The sequence below is a fragment of the Pseudomonas sputi genome (assembly GCF_021603585.1).
Taxonomy (GTDB): Bacteria; Pseudomonadota; Gammaproteobacteria; order Pseudomonadales; family Pseudomonadaceae; genus Aquipseudomonas; species Aquipseudomonas sputi.
Genome location: NZ_BQHI01000013.1, coordinates 122,523 through 144,310, shown reverse-complemented (window position 1 = coordinate 144,310; position 21,788 = coordinate 122,523). Strand labels below are relative to the sequence as shown.

Below are 21,788 nucleotides of genomic sequence, written 5' to 3'. Positions count from 1 at the left end.
GACTGAATTTCCCCACCAATGCGATATTGATAGTTAGCAAACTAACAGTGTGTGCATTCCCTCGTGCCGAATAACCTCGACGCTCTCCAGATGAACATCAGCAGTGCCATGGTGGTGGCCGCCAGGCATTGGCGGAAGATCTGCCAGACCACGCTGGTCAATTATGGAATTTCCGAAGCCTGCGCCGTCCCGTTGTTGATGATCGGGCGGTTGGGCGAGGGTGTGCGCCAGGTGCAGGTGGCGCAGGCGGCGGGGATGGAGTCGCCGTCGCTGGTGCGCCTGCTTGATCAGTTGTGTCACGCCGGGTTTGTCTGCCGCACCGAAGATGCCCAGGACCGTCGCGCCAAATGCCTGAGCCTGACCGACACCGGCCGTGAGCTGGTGCAAGCGGTGGAGGCGCAACTGGTGCGACTGCGTCATGAGGTGCTCGAAGGCATCGACCAGCGCGATCTGGAGGCTACGCTTCGGGTACTGAGAGCTTTTGAGGCGGCCACTCCGCCAACGGTGATCAATCCGTGAACGGGTTCTTTTCCGGCATGCCTCCGGCGCGGGACTGGTTCTACGGGATCCGCACGTTCGCGGCTTCGATGACCGCGCTGTACATCGCCTTGCTCATGCAGATGCCGCGCCCGTACTGGGCGATGGCCACGGTGTACATCGTTTCCAGCCCGTTCCTCGGCCCGACCAGTTCCAAGGCGCTGTATCGCGCAATCGGCACGTTTCTCGGTGCGGCGGCAGCGGTACTGTTCGTGCCGATGTTCGTCCAGAGCCCATACGTGCTGGTGGTGGTCATCGCCCTGTGGACGGGGATTTTGTTGTTCCTGTCCCTGCACCTGCGCACCGCCAACAACTACGCGCTGATGCTGGCCGGCTATACCTTGCCGTTGATCGCGCTGCCGGTGGTGGATAACCCGCTGGCGCTGTGGGACGTGGCCGAGTCGCGGACCGAGGAAATCTTTCTCGGCATCGCCGTGGCGGCGGTGGTCGGCGCGATGTTCTGGCCACGGCGCCTGGCACCGGTGTTCAACGACGCCGTGGGCAAATGGTTCGCCGACGCCACGACTTACAGCCTGAAGTTCCTCAGCCGCGATGTGCAGCCCGAAGAGGTCGCAGCCCTGCGCATGGCCATGGTCGGCAGTTTCAACAGCCTGGAATTGATGATCGGCCAGTTGCCGCACGAAGGTGCGCGGCCGCAAACCGTTCGCAACACCAAGGAACTGCGCGGGCGGATGATCCACCTGCTGCCGGTGATCGATGCCCTTGAAGACTCGCTTTACGCCCTCGAACGGCGCACGCCGGAACTGGTGGAACAGTTCGCGCCGCTGCTCACCGCGACCCGCGAATGGCTCGGTCACAAAGACGCCGATCTCGAACGCTGGCAAGCCCTGCGGGATCAGCTCGAAGCGCTGCAACCGAGCGCCGAAGCCCTGGAAGATCGCAGACAGTTGCTGTTTTCCAACGCGCTGTATCGCCTCGGCGAGTTCATCGATCTTTGGCAGGACTGTCGCAGCCTGCAGGACGCGATCCTGTGCGAGCGCCAGGACAGCTGGCGCGCGGTCTATCGTCACTGGCGCCTCGGTCGCCTGACGCCGTTTCTCGACCGTGGACTGATGCTGTATTCAGTGGCCTCGACCATCCTGGCGATCATCGTCGCCTCGGTGTTGTGGATCCTGCTGGGCTGGACTGACGGCGGCAGCGCGGTGATTCTGGCGGCGGTGTCGTGCAGTTTCTTCGCCTCGATGGACGACCCGGCGCCGCAGATCTACCGGTTCTTTTTCTGGACCGGGATGTCAGTGCTGTTTGCCAGTCTGTACCTGTTTCTGGTGCTGCCGAACCTGCATGACTTTCCGATGCTGGTGCTGGCATTCGCGGTGCCGTTCATCTGTGTCGGCACCCTGACGGTGCAGCCACGCTTTTACCTCGGCATGCTGCTGACGCTGGTCAACACCTCGTCGTTCATCAGTATTTCGGGCGCTTACGACGCGGACTTCTTTGCCTTCGTCAATTCCAACCTGGCGGGCCCGATGGGGCTGTTGTTCGCGTTTATCTGGACGCTGATCGCCCGGCCGTTCGGTGCTGAACTGGCGGCCAAGCGCCTGACCCGTTTCAGTTGGAAAGACATCGTCAGCATGACCGAGCCGGCCAACCTCGCCGAACATCGACAACTGGGCGTGCAACTGCTCGACCGCCTGATGCAGCACCTGCCGCGTCTGGCGCTGACCGGTCAGGACACCGGCATTGCCATGCGTGAAGTGCGCGTGGGGCTGAACCTGCTCGACTTGCTCGCCTACACACCTCGAGTGACCGGCGCGCCGAATGCGTTGCTCAAGCAAGTGGTGGCAGAGGTTGGCGAGTATTTCCGGGCCTGCCTCAAGGCCGGCGAACGCCTGCCGGCGCCAAGCGCTTTGCTGATGACCATGGATCGCACCCGCCGCGCACTCAACGGCCACGGCGATGAAGAAACCCGACTCAACCTGTTGCACGCCTTGAGCGGCTTGCGCCTGGCGCTGTTGCCCGGCGTGGAATTCGTTTCCAACGCAGAGCCCGAAGAACCGCTGCCCGAAGGAGCGCCCCTATGATCGGTGATCTGGATATCAGCGGCATTTTCCTGCCGACCCTGCTGGTGTTGATGGGCATCACTTATGTGCTGTTTGTTGTGGTACACGGCGTGCTCACGCGCCTGCATTTCTACCGTCTGGTCTGGCACCGGGCATTGTTCAACGTGGCTCTCTACGCCGTGATGCTGTACGGCGTGGATTCACTCAGTCGATACCTGATGACATGAAAAAACCGTTTCTGACCCTCGGTCGCGTCGTCCTGACGCTGCTGATCGTGACTTTCGCCGTCGTCGTGGTCTGGCGCATGGTGATGTATTACATGTACGCGCCCTGGACCCGCGACGGCCACATTCGCGCCGACATCGTGCAGATCGCCCCGGACGTGTCCGGGCTGATCCAGCAGGTCGAAGTGAAGGACAACCAGTTGGTCAAGCGCGGCCAGGTGCTGTTCAGCATCGACCAGGACCGTTTCAAACTGGCGTTGCGCCAGGCCAGGGCGGCGGTCGCTGATCGCGAAGAAACCCTGGCCCAGGCGCAGCGTGAAGCCAAGCGTAACCGTGGTCTGGGCAATCTGGTGCCGGCCGAGCAGCTGGAAGAAAGCCTGTCGAAAGTGGCCCGCGCGCAATCGGCGCTGGCCGAAGCACTGGTGGCGGTGGACAGCGCTCAGCTCAACCTCGATCGCTCGGTGATCCGCAGTCCGGTGGACGGCTACGTCAACGACCGTGCGCCACGCTCGCAGGAATTCGTCACCGCCGGGCGTCCGGTGTTGTCGGTGGTCGACAGCAATTCGTTCCACATCGACGGCTATTTCGAAGAAACCAAACTCGACGGCATCCACATCGGTCAGTCGGTGGATATCCGCGTGATCGGCGACCGTGCCCGCTTGCGCGGGCATGTCGAAAGCATCGTCGCCGGTATCGAAGACCGCGACCGTTCGAGCGGCAGCAACCTGCTGCCCAACGTCAATCCGGCGTTCAGCTGGGTGCGTCTGGCGCAACGGATTCCGGTGCGCATTGCCTTCGACGACGTGCCGGATGACTTCCGCATGATCGCCGGGCGTACCGCGACCGTGTCGATCATCGACGATCAACCGCAGGAGCCTGCGCAATGAACAGGGCCTTGATGGTCGTCGGGCTGGGCATGATGCTGTCGGCCTGCTCGATGGTCGGGCCGGACTACCACGTGCCCGAAGACGCGGCGATCCAGCGCAAGGATTTCCAGGGCGACCTGGCGGTGGCCGGCAAACCGGTGGTGTCGGCCCCGGTGCCGGCGGACTGGTGGCGGCTGTATCAGGATCCGCGTCTGGATCAACTGGTGCAGCAGGCCATGGCATCCAACACCGATCTGCGAGTGGCGGCGGCGAACCTGTCGCGGGCCCGTGCGCAGGTCGATGAAGCCGAGGCGGCCGGTGGCTGGAGCGGCGGCGTGAAAATGGGCGCGCAACGCTTGCAGGAGTCCGGCGAGGCGTTCCTGCTGCCGGAGAAAGTGCCGGTGGCCAACATCGGCGATATCGGTATCAGCGCGTCCTACCAGTTCGACCTGTGGGGCACCCTGCAACGCGGGATCGAAGCGGCCAAGGCCAACGCCGATGCGACCCAGGCCGCTGCCGACACTGCACGCATCACCCTGGTCGCCGACGTGGTGCGGGCCTACACCCAGGTCTGCGCGGCGAATGAGGAACGGGAAATCGCCCAGCATTCCCTCGACCTGCAATCCCAGAGCACCACCCTGATCCAGCGTCTGCGCGATGCCGGCCGTGGCGACGAAACCCAGGTCACCCGTTCGCAGACCCAATTCAAATCCCTGCGCGCCGACATGCCGCGTTATGAGGCGGCGCGTCAGGCCGGATTGTTCCGTCTGTCGATGTTGCTGGCCAAGCCTGTCGATCAACTGCCGGCCGGCACCGCGACCTGCGCCGAACTGCCGAAAATCGCCCAACTGGTGCCGGTCGGCGATGGCGCTGCACTGCTCAAGCGCCGGCCGGACATCCGCCAGGCCGAGCGGCGTCTGGCGGCTGCGACGGCTGGAATCGGCATCGCCACCGGCGAGCTGTACCCGGACATCAGTTTCGGCGCGACGATCGGCACCGTCGGCATTCTCGATAACCTTGGCAAACCGTCCACCAACCGCTGGGGTTTCGGCCCGTCACTGAGCTGGAGCGTACCGACCAACGGCGCCCGGGCCCGGATCCGCGAAGCCGAAGCCACGACCCAGGGCGCGTTGGCGCATTTCGACGGCGTGGTGCTCAACGCTATCCGCGAAACCCAGACCGGTCTGTCCCAGTACTCCGCGCTGCTGCAACGCCGCGATGCACTGGCCGATGCCGAGCAGTCGGCAAAACTGGCGGCGGACCAGACGCACCGCTTCTTCCAGGCCGGCCGCGAGTCGTTCCTCGCCGACCTGCAGGCCACCCGCACCTACACCGATGTCACTGCGCAACTGGCCGCTGCCAACACCCAGGTTGCCATGAGCCAGATCGATTTATTCCTCGCCCTGGGCGGCGGTTGGGAAAGCGGACGAACGCAAGCCTCGAGCGCCAGCAAACCCTGAGGCCGTTGCTATGCTTTGAAGTATTGAAAGGGCGCCCCGAACCAGGCGCCTTTTCAGTGCACATCGCTAGCGCAGGTCTAGGGGAAACCAATAATGAAAAACCCTTACGCTCTTGGCTTCTGGTGCGCCCTGGTAGCCTTGGTGCTGCTGTCGGCCACCTATTTCTACGGCATCATGCTGGCCCATCAGATCGACAAGGCAATGATCTTCCTCGACAGCATCGTGGCGCTGATCGCGGTCATGGCGATCGTGGTCGTGGCCTCGGCCCTGGTGCAGACCCAGCGACTCAAAAAGCGTCAGCTTGAGCAAAGCAAGACGCTGCTGCTGATCTGGGACACCAAGGTCGCGCTGCGCAAAGTCGAAACCGTGTTCGACCGCTACTTCTGGGGCGGCTACTGGCAGCCGGGGCGCACCTTCGCCGAAGTCATGGGCGAACTCACCGGCACACCGCTGGAAAAAAGCCTCGAAGCCCTGAAAAAACAGTGCCTGGCCCTCGACCGGCAAGTCGCCGACGACGGCTGGCACTGGCTCAACAATGCCCGCGAACTGTCGGACGTCGCCACGGCCATGGCCCGCGAGCGCTATCAACTGGATTTCTGCGACCCGCGCAGCGACGGGCCCGGCGGGGCGGTGATCGACCGGGATTTCGAAGTGCTGGTGTACACCTGGACCGCGCGGCTGAAAAGCTTCGACCATCAGCTTGATGAGATCGAGGTTCAATACTCCTGATCCCGAAAAGATCGCCGAACCCGGCGATCTTTTTGTTTGTCCATGTCTCGTGGACATTCTTTAACCTTTAAACATTGGGCCGCGGCCCACTGCCAGTGCTAATCTCCACCGCTAAATTCAGCGGAGTCGCGCCACGGCCCGGTCACGGGTTCAGGGAAGACGACCACACTTTCAGCCACGGAAATCGATCAGGTCATTCATGAATAAATCAGCAGGCGTGCTTCTCGGAATTGTTGTGGCCATCGGCGCCATCAGCGTCGGCGGGGCCTGGTACACCGGCACCAAAATCGAAGGCGTGCTGAACAATGCCGTCGCCAATGCCAACAGCGAGTTGCAGACCGCCATGGCCGGCTCCAACGGCAGTGCATCGCTGGAACTGGTGTCGCTGGAGCGCGACACCTTCAGCAGCACCGCGCACTATCGCCTCAAGGGCGAGGGCGAAATGTTTGGCGAAGCGCCGGTCGAGCTGTTGTTCGTCGACCACATCGAGCATGGCCCGCTGCCGTTCTCGCGTCTGGTGTCGCTGAAATGGCTGCCGGTCATGGCCACCAGTCACTTTGAGCTGGAAAAGACCCCGATCACCGAAAAGTGGTTCGCTGCCACCAAGGGCGCCGCACCGCTCAAAGGCGTGGTCAACATCGGCTACGACCAGTCGACCACCGGCAATCTCGAACTGCTGCCACTGGAAACGGCGCTGGACGACAAGTCGAACCTGAAGTTTTCCGGCCTGAACATGGACATCTCCGCCAGTGCCCAGGCGCAGAAGGTCAAGGCCAATGGCTACATGGACAGCCTGCACCTGACCACGGTTGCCGAAGATCAGACCCCGGTGCAGATCGAACTCAATGGCCTGACCCTGGCCAGCAACCTTGCCAAGAGCACCTACGGCTACTACACCGGCGAGAACACCCTGGAGTTGACCGCCAGCAAGACCACCTTCGGCGCCAAGCAGTCGGTGCTGGGCGTGAAGAACTTCGAAATGAAGAACCGTACCGAAGAGAACGGCAGCAACGCCTCCGGCCGTGCCGACTACAAGGTCGCTGAAGTGACCCTCAACGACAAGAAGATCGGTTCGGCCAACCTGGCGATGAGCCTGAAAAACCTCGACATCCCGTCGGCGATGTCGCTGATGCAGATCTACCAGACCAAGCTGCAGCCTTACGAGAAAGCCGCTGCCGAAGCCACCGCCGCCGGTCTGCCGGCACCGGAGCTGAACCTGACCGAGGCCGAGTCGACCCAGGTCAAGGCCGACCTGCAGAAACTGCTGGCGGCCGGGCCGCAACTGGCATTGGAAGACCTGTCGCTGAAAACCGCCAATGGCGAAAGCCGGGCGAATCTGGTGCTTGATCTGACCAAACCTGCGTCGATGGACCTGCCACCGGATCAACTGGGCAAACAGTTGATCGCGCTGCTGGACATCAATGTGCTGGTGTCCAAGCCGATGCTGGTCGACCTGCTGAGCGTGCAGGCGCAAATCGATGGCCAGACCGATGCCAAGGCCATCGTCGACCAGGCCAGCGCGGGTGCCGACATGTTCGCCGGCATGGCCGTCGGTTCGCAGTTGGCGACCCTGGATGGCACCAACGTTGTCACCAAGCTGCATTACGCCGCCAATCAGGTGGAATTCAACGGCCAGAAGATGACCGTCGAGCAGTTTGTGGGCTTCCTGATGAGCAAGTTCGGCAGTATCGAACAGCCTCAGTAAACGCCTCGCGCGTCACCGAAACGCCCGGCCTCTGCACCCGCAGACGCCGGGCGTTTTGCTGTCTGGCATCCGGGTCAACGGTTAGCCGGGGCCCGTCATCGTCACGAATCTGAACAATTATTGTGTTCTGAATATTGATCTACGCTTGCGTGCAAGACTGCTTGGATAGCTTGGCCAGGTGATCTACTTGGCCTCCGTTACGAAATGGGCAAGGGGGGGCACTGCTACCCGGCTGGCCATGTAAGGATGCTGACGAATGCCGCGTATTGATGGTCCTGTATTACATCGTGGTTTACGCCCATTGTTTCGAGTCGCGTTGTGCAGCCAGTTGCTCTGGCCCGTGCTCGCGTTCGCCGACACGACCTACGATCAAATGGTGCTCGACGCCCGGGCCGGGCATTACACGCCCGCGCTGACCGTTTTGCGTCAGGTGCCGCCGGCCCAGGCCACCACCGGGCAGGTCAGCGATCACCTGCAGATCGCCGGTTGGGCCGGGCTCGACGCTGAAGTGGTGCAGGTCTACGAGACCCAGGGTCGTGGCCGCGCACTGCCGATCCAGGCACTGACTGCCACCGCCCGGGCCTATCGCAACCTCAAGCGCTGGGATCAGGCGATCCAGGTCTACAACACGGCGCTGACGCTGGAGCCGGACAATGCTGACCTGCAACTCGGTCTGGCGCTGACCCAGGCCGACTCCACCAAGCCTGACGAAGGGGTCATCCGCGCCCGCTCGCTGGTCGCCGCCAAACCCGAAGACCCTTCCCGCCGACTGGCGCTGGGCTATGCCCTCAATCGTGCCGGCAAGCCGTACGACGCGCTGTTCGAATACGACCAGGCCTTTGTCCGCGCCGGCAACAAACCGGAAGTCGCCCGCGAATACGTGGTTGCCCTGCAAAAGGCGCGTCTGCCGGAGCCGGCGTTGCGGCTTGCCAGGCAGCGTCCGGGGCTGATCGATTCCGTCACCTTGCGGCGTCTGGAAGGCGATCTGGCCGCCGAACGCGTGCGCCTCGCCGAACTGGCCACCCGCAGCGAAGAAGAACGCTACGTGATCGCCGACCGCGCCCTGGCCGACTACGACCAGTTGCTCGCCACCTGGACCCCGGACGCCAGCGCCCACGATGACGTGACGCGCTGGCGCATCGATCGCATGGGCGCACTCAAGGCCCGGGCGCGCACCGCCGAAGTCATCAGCGAATACCAGAAGCTGCAAGCCGAAGGCGTGAAGATCCCGACCTACGCCCTGCGCTGGGTGGCGGCGGCCTATCTGGATCAGCGCCAGCCGGAAATCGCCACCGATCTTTACCGTCAGGTGCTGGCGGCGCCGGACGCCGATGTCGGTGACCGACTTGAAGACACCACGGCGCTGTATTACTCGCTGCTGGAAGGCGACCGTGCCGAAGAGGCACGCAAGGTCGCCGAGGATCAGGCCAAGGCGCAGAAGCCGCGTGTCGAACTCAAGGGCCTGCCGATCGGCAACCCTAACGATGAGTGGATGGACGCCCAGCAACTGGCGGCGCAGGCCGGCATCTACGGCTCCGACCTGCCTCACGGCGAAGAGCGCTTGCAGACTCTGGTGGATCAGGCCCCGGGCAACATCGGCCTGCGCCGGGCCCAGGCCGACCTGTACCTGGCCCGCAACTGGCCGCGCCGTGCGGAAAACCAGCTCAAGGAAACCGAAAGCATCGCGCCACGCGACATGGGCCTGGAAGTCGCGCAGGCCCGCACCGCCATGGACTTGCAGGAATGGCGGCAGATGGATGCGCTGACCGATGACGTGGTGGCGCGCTTCCCCGACAACCGTCAGGTCCAGCGTCTGGCCCGTGAACGCGAAGTGCACGACATGTCCGAGCTGCGCGTCGAAGCCTACGGCGGCAAGGCCAACGGCGGCAGCGGTGGCGATGCCGGCGCGGTCTCCGGCAGCCGGGATTTCGGCATCCAGACCACCCTTTACAGCCCGCCGATCGATGAGGATTGGCGGGTGTTCGCCGGGGCGGGATACGCCACTGGCGATTTTGCCGAAGGCACCGGTCACCACCGCTTCCAGCGTGTCGGCCTGGAGCGTCGCACCCGCGACATGACCCTCGAAGCCGAAGTGTCGAATCATTCCTATGGTTTCGGCGACAAGCAGGGCGCGCGTCTGGCGATTGCCCGCGATATCAACGACCACTGGCAATACGGCGGCAGCCTTGAGTATCTCTCGGCCGACACCCCGCTGCGGGCATTGAACAGCGACATCAAGGCCAACGGCGGCAGCGGTTTCATCCGCTGGCGCGCCAACGAGAGCCGTGAGTGGCGCCTGGCGGTCAGCCCGTCGCATTTCAGCGACGGCAACAACCGTGTCGAAGCCTTGCTGACCGGAAAAGAGGGTGTCTACAGCGCGCCGAACCTGCAAGTCGATGCGGGCCTGGAAGTGGGCACCAGCCACAACTCCAAGTCCGATGACGTGCCGTACTTCAACCCGAAGTCGGACTTCAGCGTCATGCCGTTGCTCAACGTCAATCATGTGCTGTACCACCGCTACGAAACGGTCTGGAGCCAACAGTTCCAGGCCGGTGCGGGGACTTACAGCCAGCGTGATCACGGCACCGGCGGCATGGCATTGCTCGGTTACGGCCAGCGCTACGCCTGGAACGACGTGTTCGAGGTGGGCGGTTTGTTCAGCGTGATCAACCGGCCCTACGACGGTGACCGGGAAACCGATCTGCGTCTGCTCGTCGACCTCACTTTCCGCTTCTAGAAGAGTTTGAAGATGCCTTTGATTTCGCGTTTCATCCTTCTGCTGGGAGCGCTGCTGGTCAGCGCCTGCGCCCAGCAAGCCCCGGCCTTCGTGCCGCCGTCCGAGCGACCGCTGGCAGCCAGTGAAAAGCCCTGGCCGAAAAACCACGTGCTGGGCATTGCCTACCACGATGTCGAAGATCGTGATCCCGATCAGGCGGTGGTGGCGGTGCGCACCGAACGCCTGCTCGAACAGCTCGCCTGGCTGCGGGAGAACAACTACAAACCGGTGACGGTCGATCAGATCATGGCCGCGCGCAAGGGCGGGCCGCCACTGCCGCCCAAGGCGATCCTGCTCAGCTTCGACGACGGTTACGCAAGCTTCTACACCCGTGTGTTGCCGGTATTGCGCGCCTACAACTGGCATGCGCTGCTGGCACCGGTGGGCACCTGGATCGATACGCCGCTGAACCAACCGGTGGATTTCGCCGGGACGCCGCGCCCGCGTTCCGACTTTCTGACCTGGGATCAGGTGCGGGAAATCTCGCAGTCGGGCCTGGTGGAAATCGCCGCCCACACTGACGCCAATCACAAAGGCATCCTTGCCAACCCGCAAGGCAACCTGCAGCCTGCTGCGGCGACTCGACGTTACGATCCAGTGAGCAAACGCTATGAGTCCGAGGCCGATTTCCGAGCGCGAATTCGCACCGACGTGGACGACATCTCGGAAAAAATCCGTAAGGTCACCGGCAAGAAACCGCGCGTGTGGGTCTGGCCATATGGCGCGGCGGATGGCAATTCGCTGACTGTGGTGGGTGAGGAAGGCTACGAAATGGCCCTGACCCTCGACGACGGTCTCGATGCCCTCGACAACCTGATGAGCAGTCCGCGTTTCCTCGTCGCGTCCGACCCTGACGGCGAGCGTTTCGCCAACAGTATCGTCGACGTGCAGTCGGATTTCGTCATGCGCGTGGTGCATATCGATCTGGACAACGTCTACGACCCGGATCCGGCGCAGCAGGAAATCAACCTCGGCAAGCTGATCCAGCGCATGGCCGACATGGGCGCCAACACGGTGTTCCTGCAAGCCTTCGCCGATCCGAAGGGCGATGGCCTGGTGCATTCGCTGTACTTCCCCAACCGACACTTGCCGGTGCGTGCAGACATTTTTAACCGCGTCGCCTGGCAACTGCGTACCCGCGCTAATGTGAAGGTCTTCGCGTGGATGCCGGTGCTGAGTTTCGGCCTCGACTCGAAGCTGCCGCGAGTCACCCGTTGGGACCCGAAAACCGGCACGTCCTCCATAGACCCGGATCAATACCAGCGCCTGTCGCCATTCGATCCTGAAGTGCGGCGGATCATCGGTGAAATCTACGAAGACGTGGCGCGTCTGACATCGGTCAACGGCATTCTCTATCACGACGACGCAGTGCTCTCGGACTTCGAAGACGCCAGCCCTCAGGCGCTGAAGGCCTATGCCGCCAACGGCTTGCCGGGCTCGATCGCGGCGCTGCGTGACGATCCGGCGGCGATGCAGCGCTGGACGCGCTTCAAGAGCCGCTACCTGATCGACTTCACCAATGAGCTGACCGCCAAGGTGCGCGCGATTCGTGGCCCGCAAGTGCTCACCGCGCGCAACATCTTTGCCGAGCCGGTGCTCAATCCGCACAGCGAAGCGTGGTTCGCGCAGAACCTCGACGACTTCCTCGGGACTTACGACTGGACGGCGCCGATGGCCATGCCGCTCATGGAAAAACAGACGTATGCGCAGTCCGGCCCGTGGCTCGAAGAATTGGTGGCGAAGATCAAACAGCGCCCCGGTGCGCTGGAGCGCACGGTGTTCGAATTGCAGGCCCGGGACTGGACGAAAAAGGATCAGGCCGACATCGACGGCGCGCAACTGGCCGACTGGATGAGCCGCCTCAAGCGTCAGGGCGCCACCAGTTTCGGCTACTACCCGGACAACTTTCTCGAGAACTTGCCGGACCTGAAAACCGTGCGGCCTGCGCTCTCCAACAAATGGAACCCATGACATGCTGGATAGACTGCTGGCCCTGCTTGTTCTGGCGATCGTCCTCGGCGTCCCGCTGGGGCTGATCTTCCTGGTCACCGGGCAATTCCTGATGGACTTCGTGTTCTTCTACCCGCTGTTCATGTCCGGGTTGTGGATTTCCGGTGGCCTGTATTTCTGGCTGCACTGGGAGCGGCACTGGCCGTGGAAGGACGACACCCTGCCGCCGCCGCTGGAAGGCGAACCGCTGATTTCGATCCTGATTCCTTGCTACAACGAGGGCGACAATGCTGCCGACACCATCCACGCGGCGCTGGCGCAGCATTACCCGAACATCGAAGTCATCGCGATCAACGACGGCTCCAGGGACAACACCGCGCAAGTGCTGGATGCGCTGGCCAAGGAAGATCCGCGACTGCGAGTGCTGCACCTGGCGGAAAACCAGGGCAAGGCCGTGGCCCTGCGCATGGGCGCCATCGCGGCGCGCAGCGAATATCTGGTGTGCATCGACGGCGACGCGCTGCTGGCGCCGAACACCGCCGCTTACCTTGTCGCGCCGATGCTCGACAACGCACGGCTGGGTGCAGTGACCGGCAACCCACGAATCCGCACGCGTTCGACCCTGGTCGGGCGAGTTCAGGTCGGCGAGTTCTCGTCGATCATCGGGCTGATCAAGCGCACCCAGCGGGTGTTCGGGCGGATCTTCACCGTGTCGGGTGTGATCGTCGCGTTCCGCCGCACCGCGCTGAACCGGGTCGGCTACTGGAGCCCGGACATGATCACCGAAGACATCGACATCAGCTGGAAGCTGCAACTGGATCACTGGAGCATCTTCTACGAGCCCCGCGCCCTGTGCTGGATCCTGATGCCGGAAACCCTGCGCGGTCTGTGGAAACAGCGACTGCGCTGGGCCCAGGGCGGCGCCGAAGTGCTGTTCAAGAACATTCGAGGCATCTGGCAGTACCGCCACCGTTACCTGTGGCCGCTGCTGTTCGAATACTGCCTGTCGACCGGTTGGGCGTTCACCTTCCTGTTGTCGGTGATCTTCTGGGCCGTCGGCAAGTTCGTGGTCATGCCTGAAGCGATTGCGGTCGATCACCTGATGCCGCCGGCGTTTACCGGGTTGCTGCTGGCGTTTGTCTGCCTGGTGCAATTCGCGGTCAGCATCATCATTGACCGGCGTTACGAGCCGGGCCTGGGCAGGACCATGTTCTGGGTGGTCTGGTATCCGATCGCGTTCTGGTTCGTCAGCCTGCTGACCACGCTGGTCAGTTTCCCCAAAGTCTTGTTCGGCCAACACCAGAAGCGGGCGCGCTGGATCAGTCCCGACCGGGGTATCAAGCCGCTCGGGGACGATGAAGAGGAGGTTATCAAATGAAAATCATCCGGACCCGCCAACGACCGTTTCTGGTGGTGGTCGATGCGTTCTTCACTGTTCTGGCCTGGATCGGTCTGCTGTATCTGCTGGCGCGCGGTTTATGGCCGTTGATCGAGACCCACGAAGGCGTGCCGCGCCTCGACAATTCGGCATTCGAAGCCCTCGGCACCTTGCAGATTTACCTGTGGGTGGCGCTGGTCAACGCGGTGATCCTGATTGGCTGGGCGCGCTATCAGCAACGCAAGAGCCGCAGCTTCGCCCAGCGCCGCCTGCCGTCCCCGGTGGTCGATGATGAGGGACTGAGCCGCAGCTTCAAACTGTGCGACGAGCGCTTTCAGAAATTGCGCGGGCCGGGCGTGATGACCATCCACAACGATCAGGACGGCGACGTCAGCCATGTGGTGCCGCACCTGTGGCCGGTCCAGCCGCAAGAGCTGCCACCACCGCTGGCCCCGCTGGAGCATCCTCGGGTGATTTTTTTGCACGCCGAGGATGACGACAACCGCGAGCCGCTGAACCGGATCACCTGACGGCGCGAATCAGCCGCCAGGCTTCATCCATCGGCAGCGGTTGCTTCATGCGCTCGGCCAGCAGGGCCATCGCCCGTTCCTGCTCACAGGCCACCGCCGCCACCACCACGCCCTTGCAACCGAACAGTCCGATAAACGGCGGCTGTTCGGGTTCGCCGATAAATTCGACTTCGTCCCACTGCTCGGCATGACCGAGATAGTCATAGTTGCGGCCGAAATGCCAAGTCCAGAAATACGGCACGTCGAGGTAATGTTCATCGCCACCGAGCAGGTTGGCGGCGGCGATCCGCGCGTGCTGCTGGGCCAGGCGCCAGTGCTCGATACGTTGTGGCTGGCCGTTCAACGGGAAAGTGGCGATGTCGCCAATCGCCCACAGACCGTCGGCGACACGCAGGCCGGCATCGACTCGCAAAGATTGATCCTCCTCGCGCGGCAGGTCACCGAAGGCTTCGGTGGCCGGGTGTACACCGATTCCCGCCAATACCAGATCCGCCGACAGGCGCAGGCCGTTGTCGAGCAACACCGCCTCAACCTTGCCGTCGCCGGTGATCTCCCTGGCTTGGTGTTCGCTGATGAATGTCACCCCGTGTTCCTCATGCAGCGCCCGGATCGCCTTGCCGACGGCTTCACCGAACTGCGCCGCGAAGGGAATTGCGTGACGCGCCAGCACCGTCACCTCGAGCCCGTGCTGGCGCAGGGCCGAAGCGCATTCAAGGGCAATGAAGCTGTCGCCGATGATCACCGCGCGCTGGCCGGGTTGGGCGGCGTCCATGATGGATTGCGCCTGGGCTTTGCAGCGCAGGACAAACACCTGGGGCAGGTCGGCGCCGGGTAACTCCAGTGCGTTCGGTGTTGCGCCGGTGGCCAGCACCGCCGCGCTGTAATTCAGTGTGCGGCCATCGCTCAGGTGAAGGGTTTTGGTTTCGGCATCGAGCCCGGTGACCTCACCTGAAACCCGGTTGATGTGCTGTTCACGGTAAAAATCCTCGTCGCGCAGAGGCGGGGTTTCCGGCGGCGGCATTTCCCCGGACAGGACGAATTTGCTCAGCACCGTGCGGTCGTAGCCGGCGTCCGGTTCGCGGTCGATCAGTACGATCCGTCCGCCAAAGCCTTTCTCCCGCAGGGCGGCGGCGCAGGCCGTTCCCCCGGCACCGGCGCCGACGATGACAAAGGTGCGTGGATCGTCCTGGGGCGGGGTGTGCGGATCCGGCAGCGGCTGGTCATCGACCCATACCTCGTCGCCGCGCAGTTCCAGCGGATAACGCTTGAGGCTGTCCAGCGCTGGCGGCTCGCACAAGGCGCCATCCTCAGCGCGAAAGGCTGCCTTGTGCCACGGGCAGATCAGCCGGCCGTGGCACAACGCACCTTCCGCCAGCGGCGCGCCGGCGTGCGGGCATTGCCCCTGAAAGGCGCGCAACTGGCCGGCGACGCGCAGCAGGACGATCTTGCAGTCGCCGATCTGCACCTCCAGGCCACGGTCTTCAGGCACATCGGCGAAACGGGCGACACGGTGCAGGGACATGTTCGTGCTCCTCACTGGCATTTCTCTTACGAGTTTGCGCCGCAATGCGAGGTTCAGCCATTTCCCACTGCCACGGCACGAACGGTACGGCTATAGTTTGCAGGCCGACGAAGGCCCAACTGCACAAGGTGCTCCCGGAATGACCCGATTGACCTCTCTCAACCCTTGGCTGGCGGCCGTTGCCGTCGCCCTTTGCGTGCAGTTTCCGGCGCAGGCCCAGGAGCGTTTCACCCTCAGCATTCCCGGCGTGTCGGATAACCGCCTGTTCACCTCGGCGGCGGCCAGCGATGCAGCCGGCTGCGGCGGCAAGAACCAGTCGCCGGCCCTGAGCTGGAATGCCGGCCCGAGCGGAACCCTGAGCTACGCCATCGTCATGCACGATCCGGACGGCCAGAAAGGTGCGGGTGTCGATCACTGGATTCACTACGGCATCAAGGCCACGACCCGGCAGATTCCGGCCGGTGTCGGCGCCAAATCGGCCCTCGACGGCGTCGGTGGCACCAACAGCAAAGGCACCACCAACTACGTCGGCCCGTGCCCGCCGGTGGGCGACAGCGCGCACCACTACATCATTCAGCTGTACGCCCTGGATCTGGCTCCGGACGCCTTGCCCGCCGGTCTGACCCGCGCCCAACTGATGGAAAAAATCAAAGGCCACGTGCTGCGCAACAGCAGTGTGGTACGGCGTTATCACCGCTGAAAAAATTTTTGGCGAGGTTTAACCCGAACCGAAAGGACTGCCCGTCTCAGGGGATGAATGGATCAATTCTTCCCCGAGGTCAGCCCCATGTCCCTTCCTTCCACGCTTCTGCGCCCCCTTGCTGCCAGTGTGTTGCTGGTGGTTGCCGGTTGCGGTGTTTCCTCCAGCCCGGAAACCACCGTCGCGCCGCCTCCGGCGCAGACCGAACTGAAATCTTCCGTGCAACCTGAAGCGGTCATGGCCGATAGTGCGATGGCCAAGCGCAGTGCACTGGCGGCGCCGATCGCCCGTTTTGCACCGCTGCCGGCCGGTGAAAGTTATCCACAGGGCTATCGCGATGAACAGCGCGAGCAGTACGCCAACCTGGCTGACAACCCGATCCACAGCGTCGCCGAAACTCCGGTCTCGACCTTCAGCGCCGACGTCGACACCGGCGCCTACGCCAATGTGCGGCGGCTGCTCAACCAGGGTCGCCTGCCGCCGGAAGGCGCGGTGCGGCTGGAAGAGATGGTCAATTACTTCCCCTACGACTACGCACTGCCGAGCGATGGCTCGCCCTTTGGCGTGACCACCGAACTCGCCGCCTCACCGTGGAACCCGCACACCCGCTTGCTGCGCATCGGCATCAAGGCCTCCGACCGTGCGGTGGCGGAACTGGCCCCGGCCAATCTGGTGTTTCTGGTGGATGTGTCCGGCTCGATGGATCGCCGCGAAGGCTTGCCGCGGGTCAAAAGCACCCTGAAATTGCTGGTTGATCAATTGCGCGAGCAGGACCGGGTGGCGCTGGTGGTGTATGCCGGCGAATCCAGAGTGGTGCTGGAGCCGACTTCCGGACGGGAAAAAGCGAAAATTCGCACAGCCATCGAGCAATTGACCGCCGGTGGCTCGACCGCTGGCGCTTCAGGCATCGAGCTGGCTTACCAGATGGCGCAGCAGGCGTTCATTCCCAACGGCATCAACCGCATCCTGTTGGCCACCGACGGCGACTTCAACGTCGGCATCAGCGATTTCGACAGCCTGAAACAAATGGCTGTGGATAAACGCCAGACCGGCATTTCCCTGACCACCCTGGGTTTCGGTGTGGATAACTACAATGAACACCTGATGGAGCAACTGGCCGATGCCGGTGACGGCAACTACGCCTACATCGACAACCTGCGCGAAGCGCGCAAGGTACTCGTGGACCAACTCGGTTCGACCCTCGCCGTGGTGGCGAAGAACGTCAAGTTGCAGGTCGAGTTCAACCCGGCGCAGGTCAGTGAATACCGGCTGCTCGGCTACGAAAACCGCGCATTGAAGCGTGAGGATTTCAGCAATGACAAGGTCGATGCCGGAGAGATCGGTGCGGGACATACGGTGACGGCGCTGTATGAAATCGTCCCGACAGGCGAGAAGGGCTGGCTGGAGCCGCTGCGCTATGGAAAAACCGACGCGGTGATTTCCGACAAGCAAGGAGAATTGGCAATGCTGCGTGTGCGATATCAAAAGCCTGAGGGTGGGAAAAGTCTGCTGATCGAGCGGCCGATTGCCCGTCAGGTTGTACCGGCCAGTGAAGACCTGCGCTTTGCTGCCGCCGTCGCCGCGTTTTCCCAGCAACTCAAGGACAGCCGCTACACTGGCGATTTCAGCCTCAAGGACACCGAAGCCCTGGCGCGAGGTGCCCGTGGCGATGACCGCTTCGGCCTGCGCAACGAGTTCGTGCAACTGGTGGAACTGGCGCAGAGCCTGCGTACGTCCACGGCCGCCCATGCAATGCCCACTGAGCGACGGATCGAATAGTGAGCCGCCTCAAAGGCTTCATCACCCAGCTGTTTGCCTCCGCCGACAGCCTTGAGGCCAGCAGCGACGAATCGCTGCTGGCCCGTTATCGCGAGGGTGACGGCAAGGCGTTCGAGATCCTGTACGCGCGCCATCGCCAGCCTCTTTACCGGTTTCTGCTCGGTTTGAGCGGCAAACCGGAACTGGCCGACGAGGTTTACCAGGAGACCTGGCTGAGCCTGATCCGCAGTGCCAGTCAGCCACAAGGCCGGGCGACTTTTCGTACGTGGTTGTTCCAGATTGCCCGCAATCGCCTGATCGACCACTGGCGCAAGCACGGCGCCCGGCAACCGTTGCATGACCGCTATGACGAACAGATCCACGCCGTCAGCGACGACGCCTCCGATCCGGAACAACTGCTCAACCTCAGCCGCGACAGCCAGCGCCTGGAGAGCGCCCTGCAAGCTTTGCCCGCCGACCAGCGCGAAGTGTTCCTGCTGCGCGCCCATGGCGATCTCGACCTGGCGCAAATCGCCAGCCTCACTGAAACACCGCTGGAAACCGTCAAGAGCCGCTTGCGCTACGCCCAGCAAAAACTGCGTCGGCTGCTGGCCGAGGAGGTACTGACATGACGGACGCCCGCCCGACACCCGAAGAGCAAGTGCTCAAGCACGTGCGCGAACAGCACAACGCTGAACCGCCAGCGCATCTCGACGCCCTGATCCTCAACGCCGCCCGCCGTGAAACCCCGGCGCCACGGCAGAGCCTGTGGCAACGCTGGCTCAAGGCCTGCCAGACACCGCGCTATCAAGTGGCTTTTGCCAGTCTGGTCGGCATCGCGCTGATGCTGGCGCTGGTGCAACGCACGCCCGAACCCGTGGCGCAATTCGATTTCGCCCCCGTTGCCAAACCGGCTGCGCCCGTGGCCCGTCAGGAGGCCCGATCGTTGTCGGCCCCCGCCAGCGCGCTTTCCGCGCCGATGGCGGAAATGGCGGCGCCGATGCAGAGCGAATCGATCAGCGCCGACACGGCAGACGAAGCCAAGGTCAGCAAACGCGCCGCCGCCCCGGTCAACGGTCTCGACGCGCAACTGCGCGAAGTCCTGCGCCTGCGCGAGTCCGGCCAGTCGCAAGCGGCCGACACCCTGTTCAACAACCTGCACAAGCGCTACCCGAACGTGAATCTCGACCTGCAGCTGGAAAAAATCCGCATGAACTGACCGTATGAGCCATCCGCCATTTGGCATTGATCCGCAAAAACGCGCACTATCGGGTCATTGCCGATGCGCTGGAGGATGCCGTGGCCCAAAAAATCGACCGCATCGCCCAAATGCTCAACTGCCCGGTCAAGGGTGAGGAACTGCGGCGGGCAGTGACGGAGAGTCGCAAGGAGTTTCTTCTGGCCAAACAGGCCGAAGAGGATCTGGAGCAAGACGTTCTCGATGATGAGTTGATCGAGGATGAAGAAGACGATGATGAATATGACGAGTTTGACTGGACGACGGAGTGAGTCGCCCGTCGGCACGCACAAAAAAGCCCCGGACCGTCACAGTCCGGGGCTTTCTCGTTTAAATCAATGGCGCACCAGGCGGGATTCGAACCCACGACCCCTGCCTTCGGAGGGCAGTACTCTATCCAGCTGAGCTACTGGTGCAGCGGGCGACATCATACCTAGGTCGGCTCGGGGCGTCCATGCCGGGTTTTGGCGTGGATTGTCAGTGCACGTGTCGGTTAGAAGACCCTGCATTCCATAAAGCTGTAACGTCCTGCAAAAGGCTCGCTTGGCGCTTTGGGGAGGCTGTTCTATGGTTTCTCTGCCATCGGGGCTGTTGGTACGTTGATCTGAAATGTTCAGCAAAAGCGGCGTTTTTGTTCTTTTTTTCGAACGCCCTATTGTCCTTCAACCCCTTTGAACCTAGGATTCGTTTGAGATTTCAAACGCTCCTGATCAAGGTGCTGAGCCGCACGCGTTTTGAGTCGTGCGCTATTCATGTGCCAGCCCGGTGAATGATTTCCCTGACGGCAGCCTCGCGAGGCGCCTTTCTACAATCATAATTTTGCTCCGCGCCTTGCGCGGTGCTGTTAAGGAAAGCCGACATGCAGCTTAAAGACACCCAGTTGTTCCGCCAGCAAGCCTTTATAGACGGCGCATGGGTCGACGCGGACAACGGTCAGACGATCAAGGTCAACAACCCGGCCACCGGCGAGATTCTGGGCACCGTGCCGAAGATGGGCGCTGCCGAAACCCGCCGTGCCATCGAAGCCGCCGACAAGGCGCTGCCGGCCTGGCGTGCACTGACCGCCAAGGAGCGTGCAGGCAAGCTGCGTCGCTGGTTCGAGCTGATGATCGAGCACCAGGACGACCTCGCTCGCCTGATGACCCTCGAGCAGGGCAAACCACTGGCCGAAGCCAAGGGCGAAATCGTGTACGCCGCTTCGTTCATCGAGTGGTTCGCCGAAGAAGCCAAGCGCATCTACGGTGATGTGATTCCGGGCCACCAGCCTGACAAGCGCCTGATCGTGATCAAGCAACCGATCGGCGTGACCGCCGCCATCACCCCGTGGAATTTCCCGGCGGCGATGATCACCCGTAAAGCAGGTCCTGCGCTGGCCGCCGGTTGCACCATGGTGCTCAAGCCGGCTTCGCAAACGCCGTTCTCCGCATTCGCTTTGGCCGAACTGGCCCAGCGCGCCGGCATCCCCAAAGGCGTGTTCAGCGTGGTGTCCGGCAGCGCCGGCGACATCGGCAGCGAGCTGACCAGCAACCCGATCGTGCGCAAACTGTCTTTCACCGGCTCGACCGAAATCGGTCGTCAACTGATGTCGGAATGCGCCAAGGACATCAAGAAAGTCTCGCTGGAACTGGGCGGCAATGCGCCGTTCATCGTGTTCGACGACGCGGACCTGGATAAGGCCGTCGAAGGCGCGATCATTTCCAAGTATCGCAACAACGGCCAGACCTGCGTCTGCGCCAACCGTCTGTACATCCAGGATTCGGTCTACGACGCGTTCGCCGAGAAGCTGAAAGTGGCAGTCGCCAAGCTGAAGATCGGCAACGGTCTGGAAGAAGGCACCACCACTGGCCCGCTGATCGACGAGAAAGCCGTGGCCAAGGTGCAAGAGCACATCGTTGACGCCGTGAGCAAAGGCGCAACCGTTCTGGCCGGTGGCAAGCCGATGGAAGGCAACTTCTTCGAGCCGACCATCCTGACCAACGTGCCGAAAGATGCGGCGGTGGCCAAGGAAGAAACCTTCGGTCCGCTGGCGCCGCTGTTCCGCTTCAAAGACGAAGCCGAGGTGATCGCGATGTCTAACGACACCGAGTTCGGTCTGGCCTCGTACTTCTACGCTCGCGACCTGGGCCGTGTGTTCCGTGTGGCTGAAGCCCTGGAATACGGCATGGTCGGCGTCAACACCGGGCTGATCTCCAACGAAGTCGCGCCGTTCGGCGGCATCAAGGCTTCGGGCCTGGGCCGTGAAGGCTCCAAGTACGGCATCGAAGATTATCTGGAAATCAAATACCTCTGCCTGGGCATCTAAGCCTCGGTAGAAGATCGCTGTAAACGCAAAGGGCACGAGAGCGCTGTCCCTTTGCGTCGTTTCAAACCGGAATTTTCTCTGCGGCCGGGAACG

General features: G+C 62.7%; 18 protein-coding genes and 1 tRNA gene. 17 read left to right on the top strand and 2 right to left on the bottom strand.

Features of this window, described 5'->3' with window-relative positions:
* The first annotated feature begins 90 nt into the window (after window positions 1-90).
* From L6D81_RS18790 to pgaD, 11 genes are all read left to right on the top strand, one after another.
* Window positions 91-519 carry a MarR family winged helix-turn-helix transcriptional regulator gene (locus L6D81_RS18790; protein ID WP_011331882.1) on the top strand — a complete coding sequence of 143 codons (429 nt, stop codon included), beginning with the start codon at window positions 91-93 and terminating at the stop codon, window positions 517-519.
* The gene (locus tag L6D81_RS18785; RefSeq protein WP_236181416.1) at window positions 516-2,579 is read left to right on the top strand and encodes an FUSC family protein; all 2,064 of its coding nucleotides are present in this window, start codon (window positions 516-518) and stop codon (window positions 2,577-2,579) included. The genes L6D81_RS18790 and L6D81_RS18785 overlap by 4 nt, the downstream gene beginning before the upstream one ends.
* Window positions 2,576-2,785, top strand: coding sequence for a DUF1656 domain-containing protein (locus tag L6D81_RS18780; protein WP_236181415.1), 210 nt, complete (start codon window positions 2,576-2,578; stop codon window positions 2,783-2,785). Before L6D81_RS18785 ends, L6D81_RS18780 begins: the two co-directional genes overlap by 4 nt.
* Window positions 2,782-3,669, top strand: a complete 888-nt coding sequence (locus L6D81_RS18775) for an efflux RND transporter periplasmic adaptor subunit (protein WP_236181414.1) — start codon at window positions 2,782-2,784, stop codon at window positions 3,667-3,669. The genes L6D81_RS18780 and L6D81_RS18775 overlap by 4 nt, the downstream gene beginning before the upstream one ends.
* Window positions 3,666-5,108, top strand: a complete 1,443-nt coding sequence (locus L6D81_RS18770; RefSeq protein ID WP_236181413.1) for an efflux transporter outer membrane subunit — start codon at window positions 3,666-3,668, stop codon at window positions 5,106-5,108. The genes L6D81_RS18775 and L6D81_RS18770 overlap by 4 nt, the downstream gene beginning before the upstream one ends.
* Before the next feature lie 93 nt (window positions 5,109-5,201).
* Window positions 5,202-5,837 (top strand): NADH:ubiquinone oxidoreductase subunit N, encoded by a 636-nt coding sequence (locus L6D81_RS18765; protein ID WP_236181412.1) that lies wholly within the window; start codon window positions 5,202-5,204, stop codon window positions 5,835-5,837.
* 199 nt (window positions 5,838-6,036) lie between these two features.
* A complete protein-coding gene (locus L6D81_RS18760) occupies window positions 6,037-7,542 on the top strand; it encodes a YdgA family protein (RefSeq protein ID WP_236181411.1) in 1,506 nt (501 codons plus the stop codon).
* A gap of 256 nt (window positions 7,543-7,798) precedes the next feature.
* Complete coding sequence (pgaA, locus tag L6D81_RS18755; RefSeq protein ID WP_236181410.1) at window positions 7,799-10,279, top strand: poly-beta-1,6 N-acetyl-D-glucosamine export porin PgaA; 2,481 nt, start codon at window positions 7,799-7,801, stop codon at window positions 10,277-10,279.
* Window positions 10,280-10,291: 12 nt separating this feature from the next.
* Window positions 10,292-12,289 (top strand): poly-beta-1,6-N-acetyl-D-glucosamine N-deacetylase PgaB, encoded by a 1,998-nt coding sequence (gene pgaB / locus L6D81_RS18750; protein WP_236181409.1) that lies wholly within the window; start codon window positions 10,292-10,294, stop codon window positions 12,287-12,289.
* Between the two features lies 1 nt (window position 12,290).
* Complete coding sequence (gene pgaC, locus L6D81_RS18745) at window positions 12,291-13,646, top strand: poly-beta-1,6-N-acetyl-D-glucosamine synthase (RefSeq protein ID WP_236181408.1); 1,356 nt, start codon at window positions 12,291-12,293, stop codon at window positions 13,644-13,646.
* Window positions 13,643-14,176 (top strand): poly-beta-1,6-N-acetyl-D-glucosamine biosynthesis protein PgaD, encoded by a 534-nt coding sequence (gene pgaD / locus L6D81_RS18740; RefSeq protein ID WP_236181407.1) that lies wholly within the window; start codon window positions 13,643-13,645, stop codon window positions 14,174-14,176. The genes pgaC and pgaD overlap by 4 nt, the downstream gene beginning before the upstream one ends.
* Here the strand turns inward: pgaD and L6D81_RS18735 are convergent.
* On the bottom strand, window positions 14,169-15,698 hold the full coding sequence (locus L6D81_RS18735) for an FAD-dependent oxidoreductase (protein ID WP_236181406.1): 1,530 nt from the start codon (window positions 15,696-15,698) through the stop codon (window positions 14,169-14,171). The two genes, pgaD and L6D81_RS18735, sit on opposite strands and share 8 nt — an antisense overlap.
* 139 nt (window positions 15,699-15,837) lie before the next feature.
* Between L6D81_RS18735 and L6D81_RS18730 the strand changes: the two genes are divergently transcribed.
* The 5 genes from L6D81_RS18730 to L6D81_RS18710 all read left to right on the top strand — a co-directional run bounded on the left by L6D81_RS18730 (window position 15,838) and on the right by L6D81_RS18710 (window position 19,665).
* Complete coding sequence (locus tag L6D81_RS18730; protein ID WP_236181405.1) at window positions 15,838-16,398, top strand: YbhB/YbcL family Raf kinase inhibitor-like protein; 561 nt, start codon at window positions 15,838-15,840, stop codon at window positions 16,396-16,398.
* 87 nt (window positions 16,399-16,485) lie between these two features.
* Window positions 16,486-18,177: a vWA domain-containing protein gene (locus L6D81_RS18725; protein ID WP_236181404.1), complete on the top strand. Its 1,692-nt coding sequence runs from the start codon at window positions 16,486-16,488 to the stop codon at window positions 18,175-18,177.
* Window positions 18,178-18,206: 29 nt separating this feature from the next.
* Window positions 18,207-18,788: an RNA polymerase sigma factor gene (locus tag L6D81_RS18720; RefSeq protein WP_236181429.1), complete on the top strand. Its 582-nt coding sequence runs from the start codon at window positions 18,207-18,209 to the stop codon at window positions 18,786-18,788.
* Window positions 18,785-19,375: a hypothetical protein gene (locus tag L6D81_RS18715; protein WP_236181403.1), complete on the top strand. Its 591-nt coding sequence runs from the start codon at window positions 18,785-18,787 to the stop codon at window positions 19,373-19,375. Before L6D81_RS18720 ends, L6D81_RS18715 begins: the two co-directional genes overlap by 4 nt.
* A gap of 20 nt (window positions 19,376-19,395) precedes the next feature.
* The gene (locus L6D81_RS18710; RefSeq protein WP_236181402.1) at window positions 19,396-19,665 is read left to right on the top strand and encodes a hypothetical protein; all 270 of its coding nucleotides are present in this window, start codon (window positions 19,396-19,398) and stop codon (window positions 19,663-19,665) included.
* Window positions 19,666-19,732: 67 nt separating this feature from the next.
* On the opposite strand, the gene L6D81_RS18705 is transcribed toward L6D81_RS18710, so the two are convergent.
* Window positions 19,733-19,809, bottom strand: a tRNA-Arg gene (locus L6D81_RS18705).
* 443 nt (window positions 19,810-20,252) lie between these two features.
* Here L6D81_RS18705 and gabD point away from each other — a divergent pair.
* Window positions 20,253-21,695 (top strand): NADP-dependent succinate-semialdehyde dehydrogenase, encoded by a 1,443-nt coding sequence (gene gabD, locus L6D81_RS18700; RefSeq protein WP_236181401.1) that lies wholly within the window; start codon window positions 20,253-20,255, stop codon window positions 21,693-21,695.
* Window positions 21,696-21,788 lie beyond the last annotated feature (93 nt).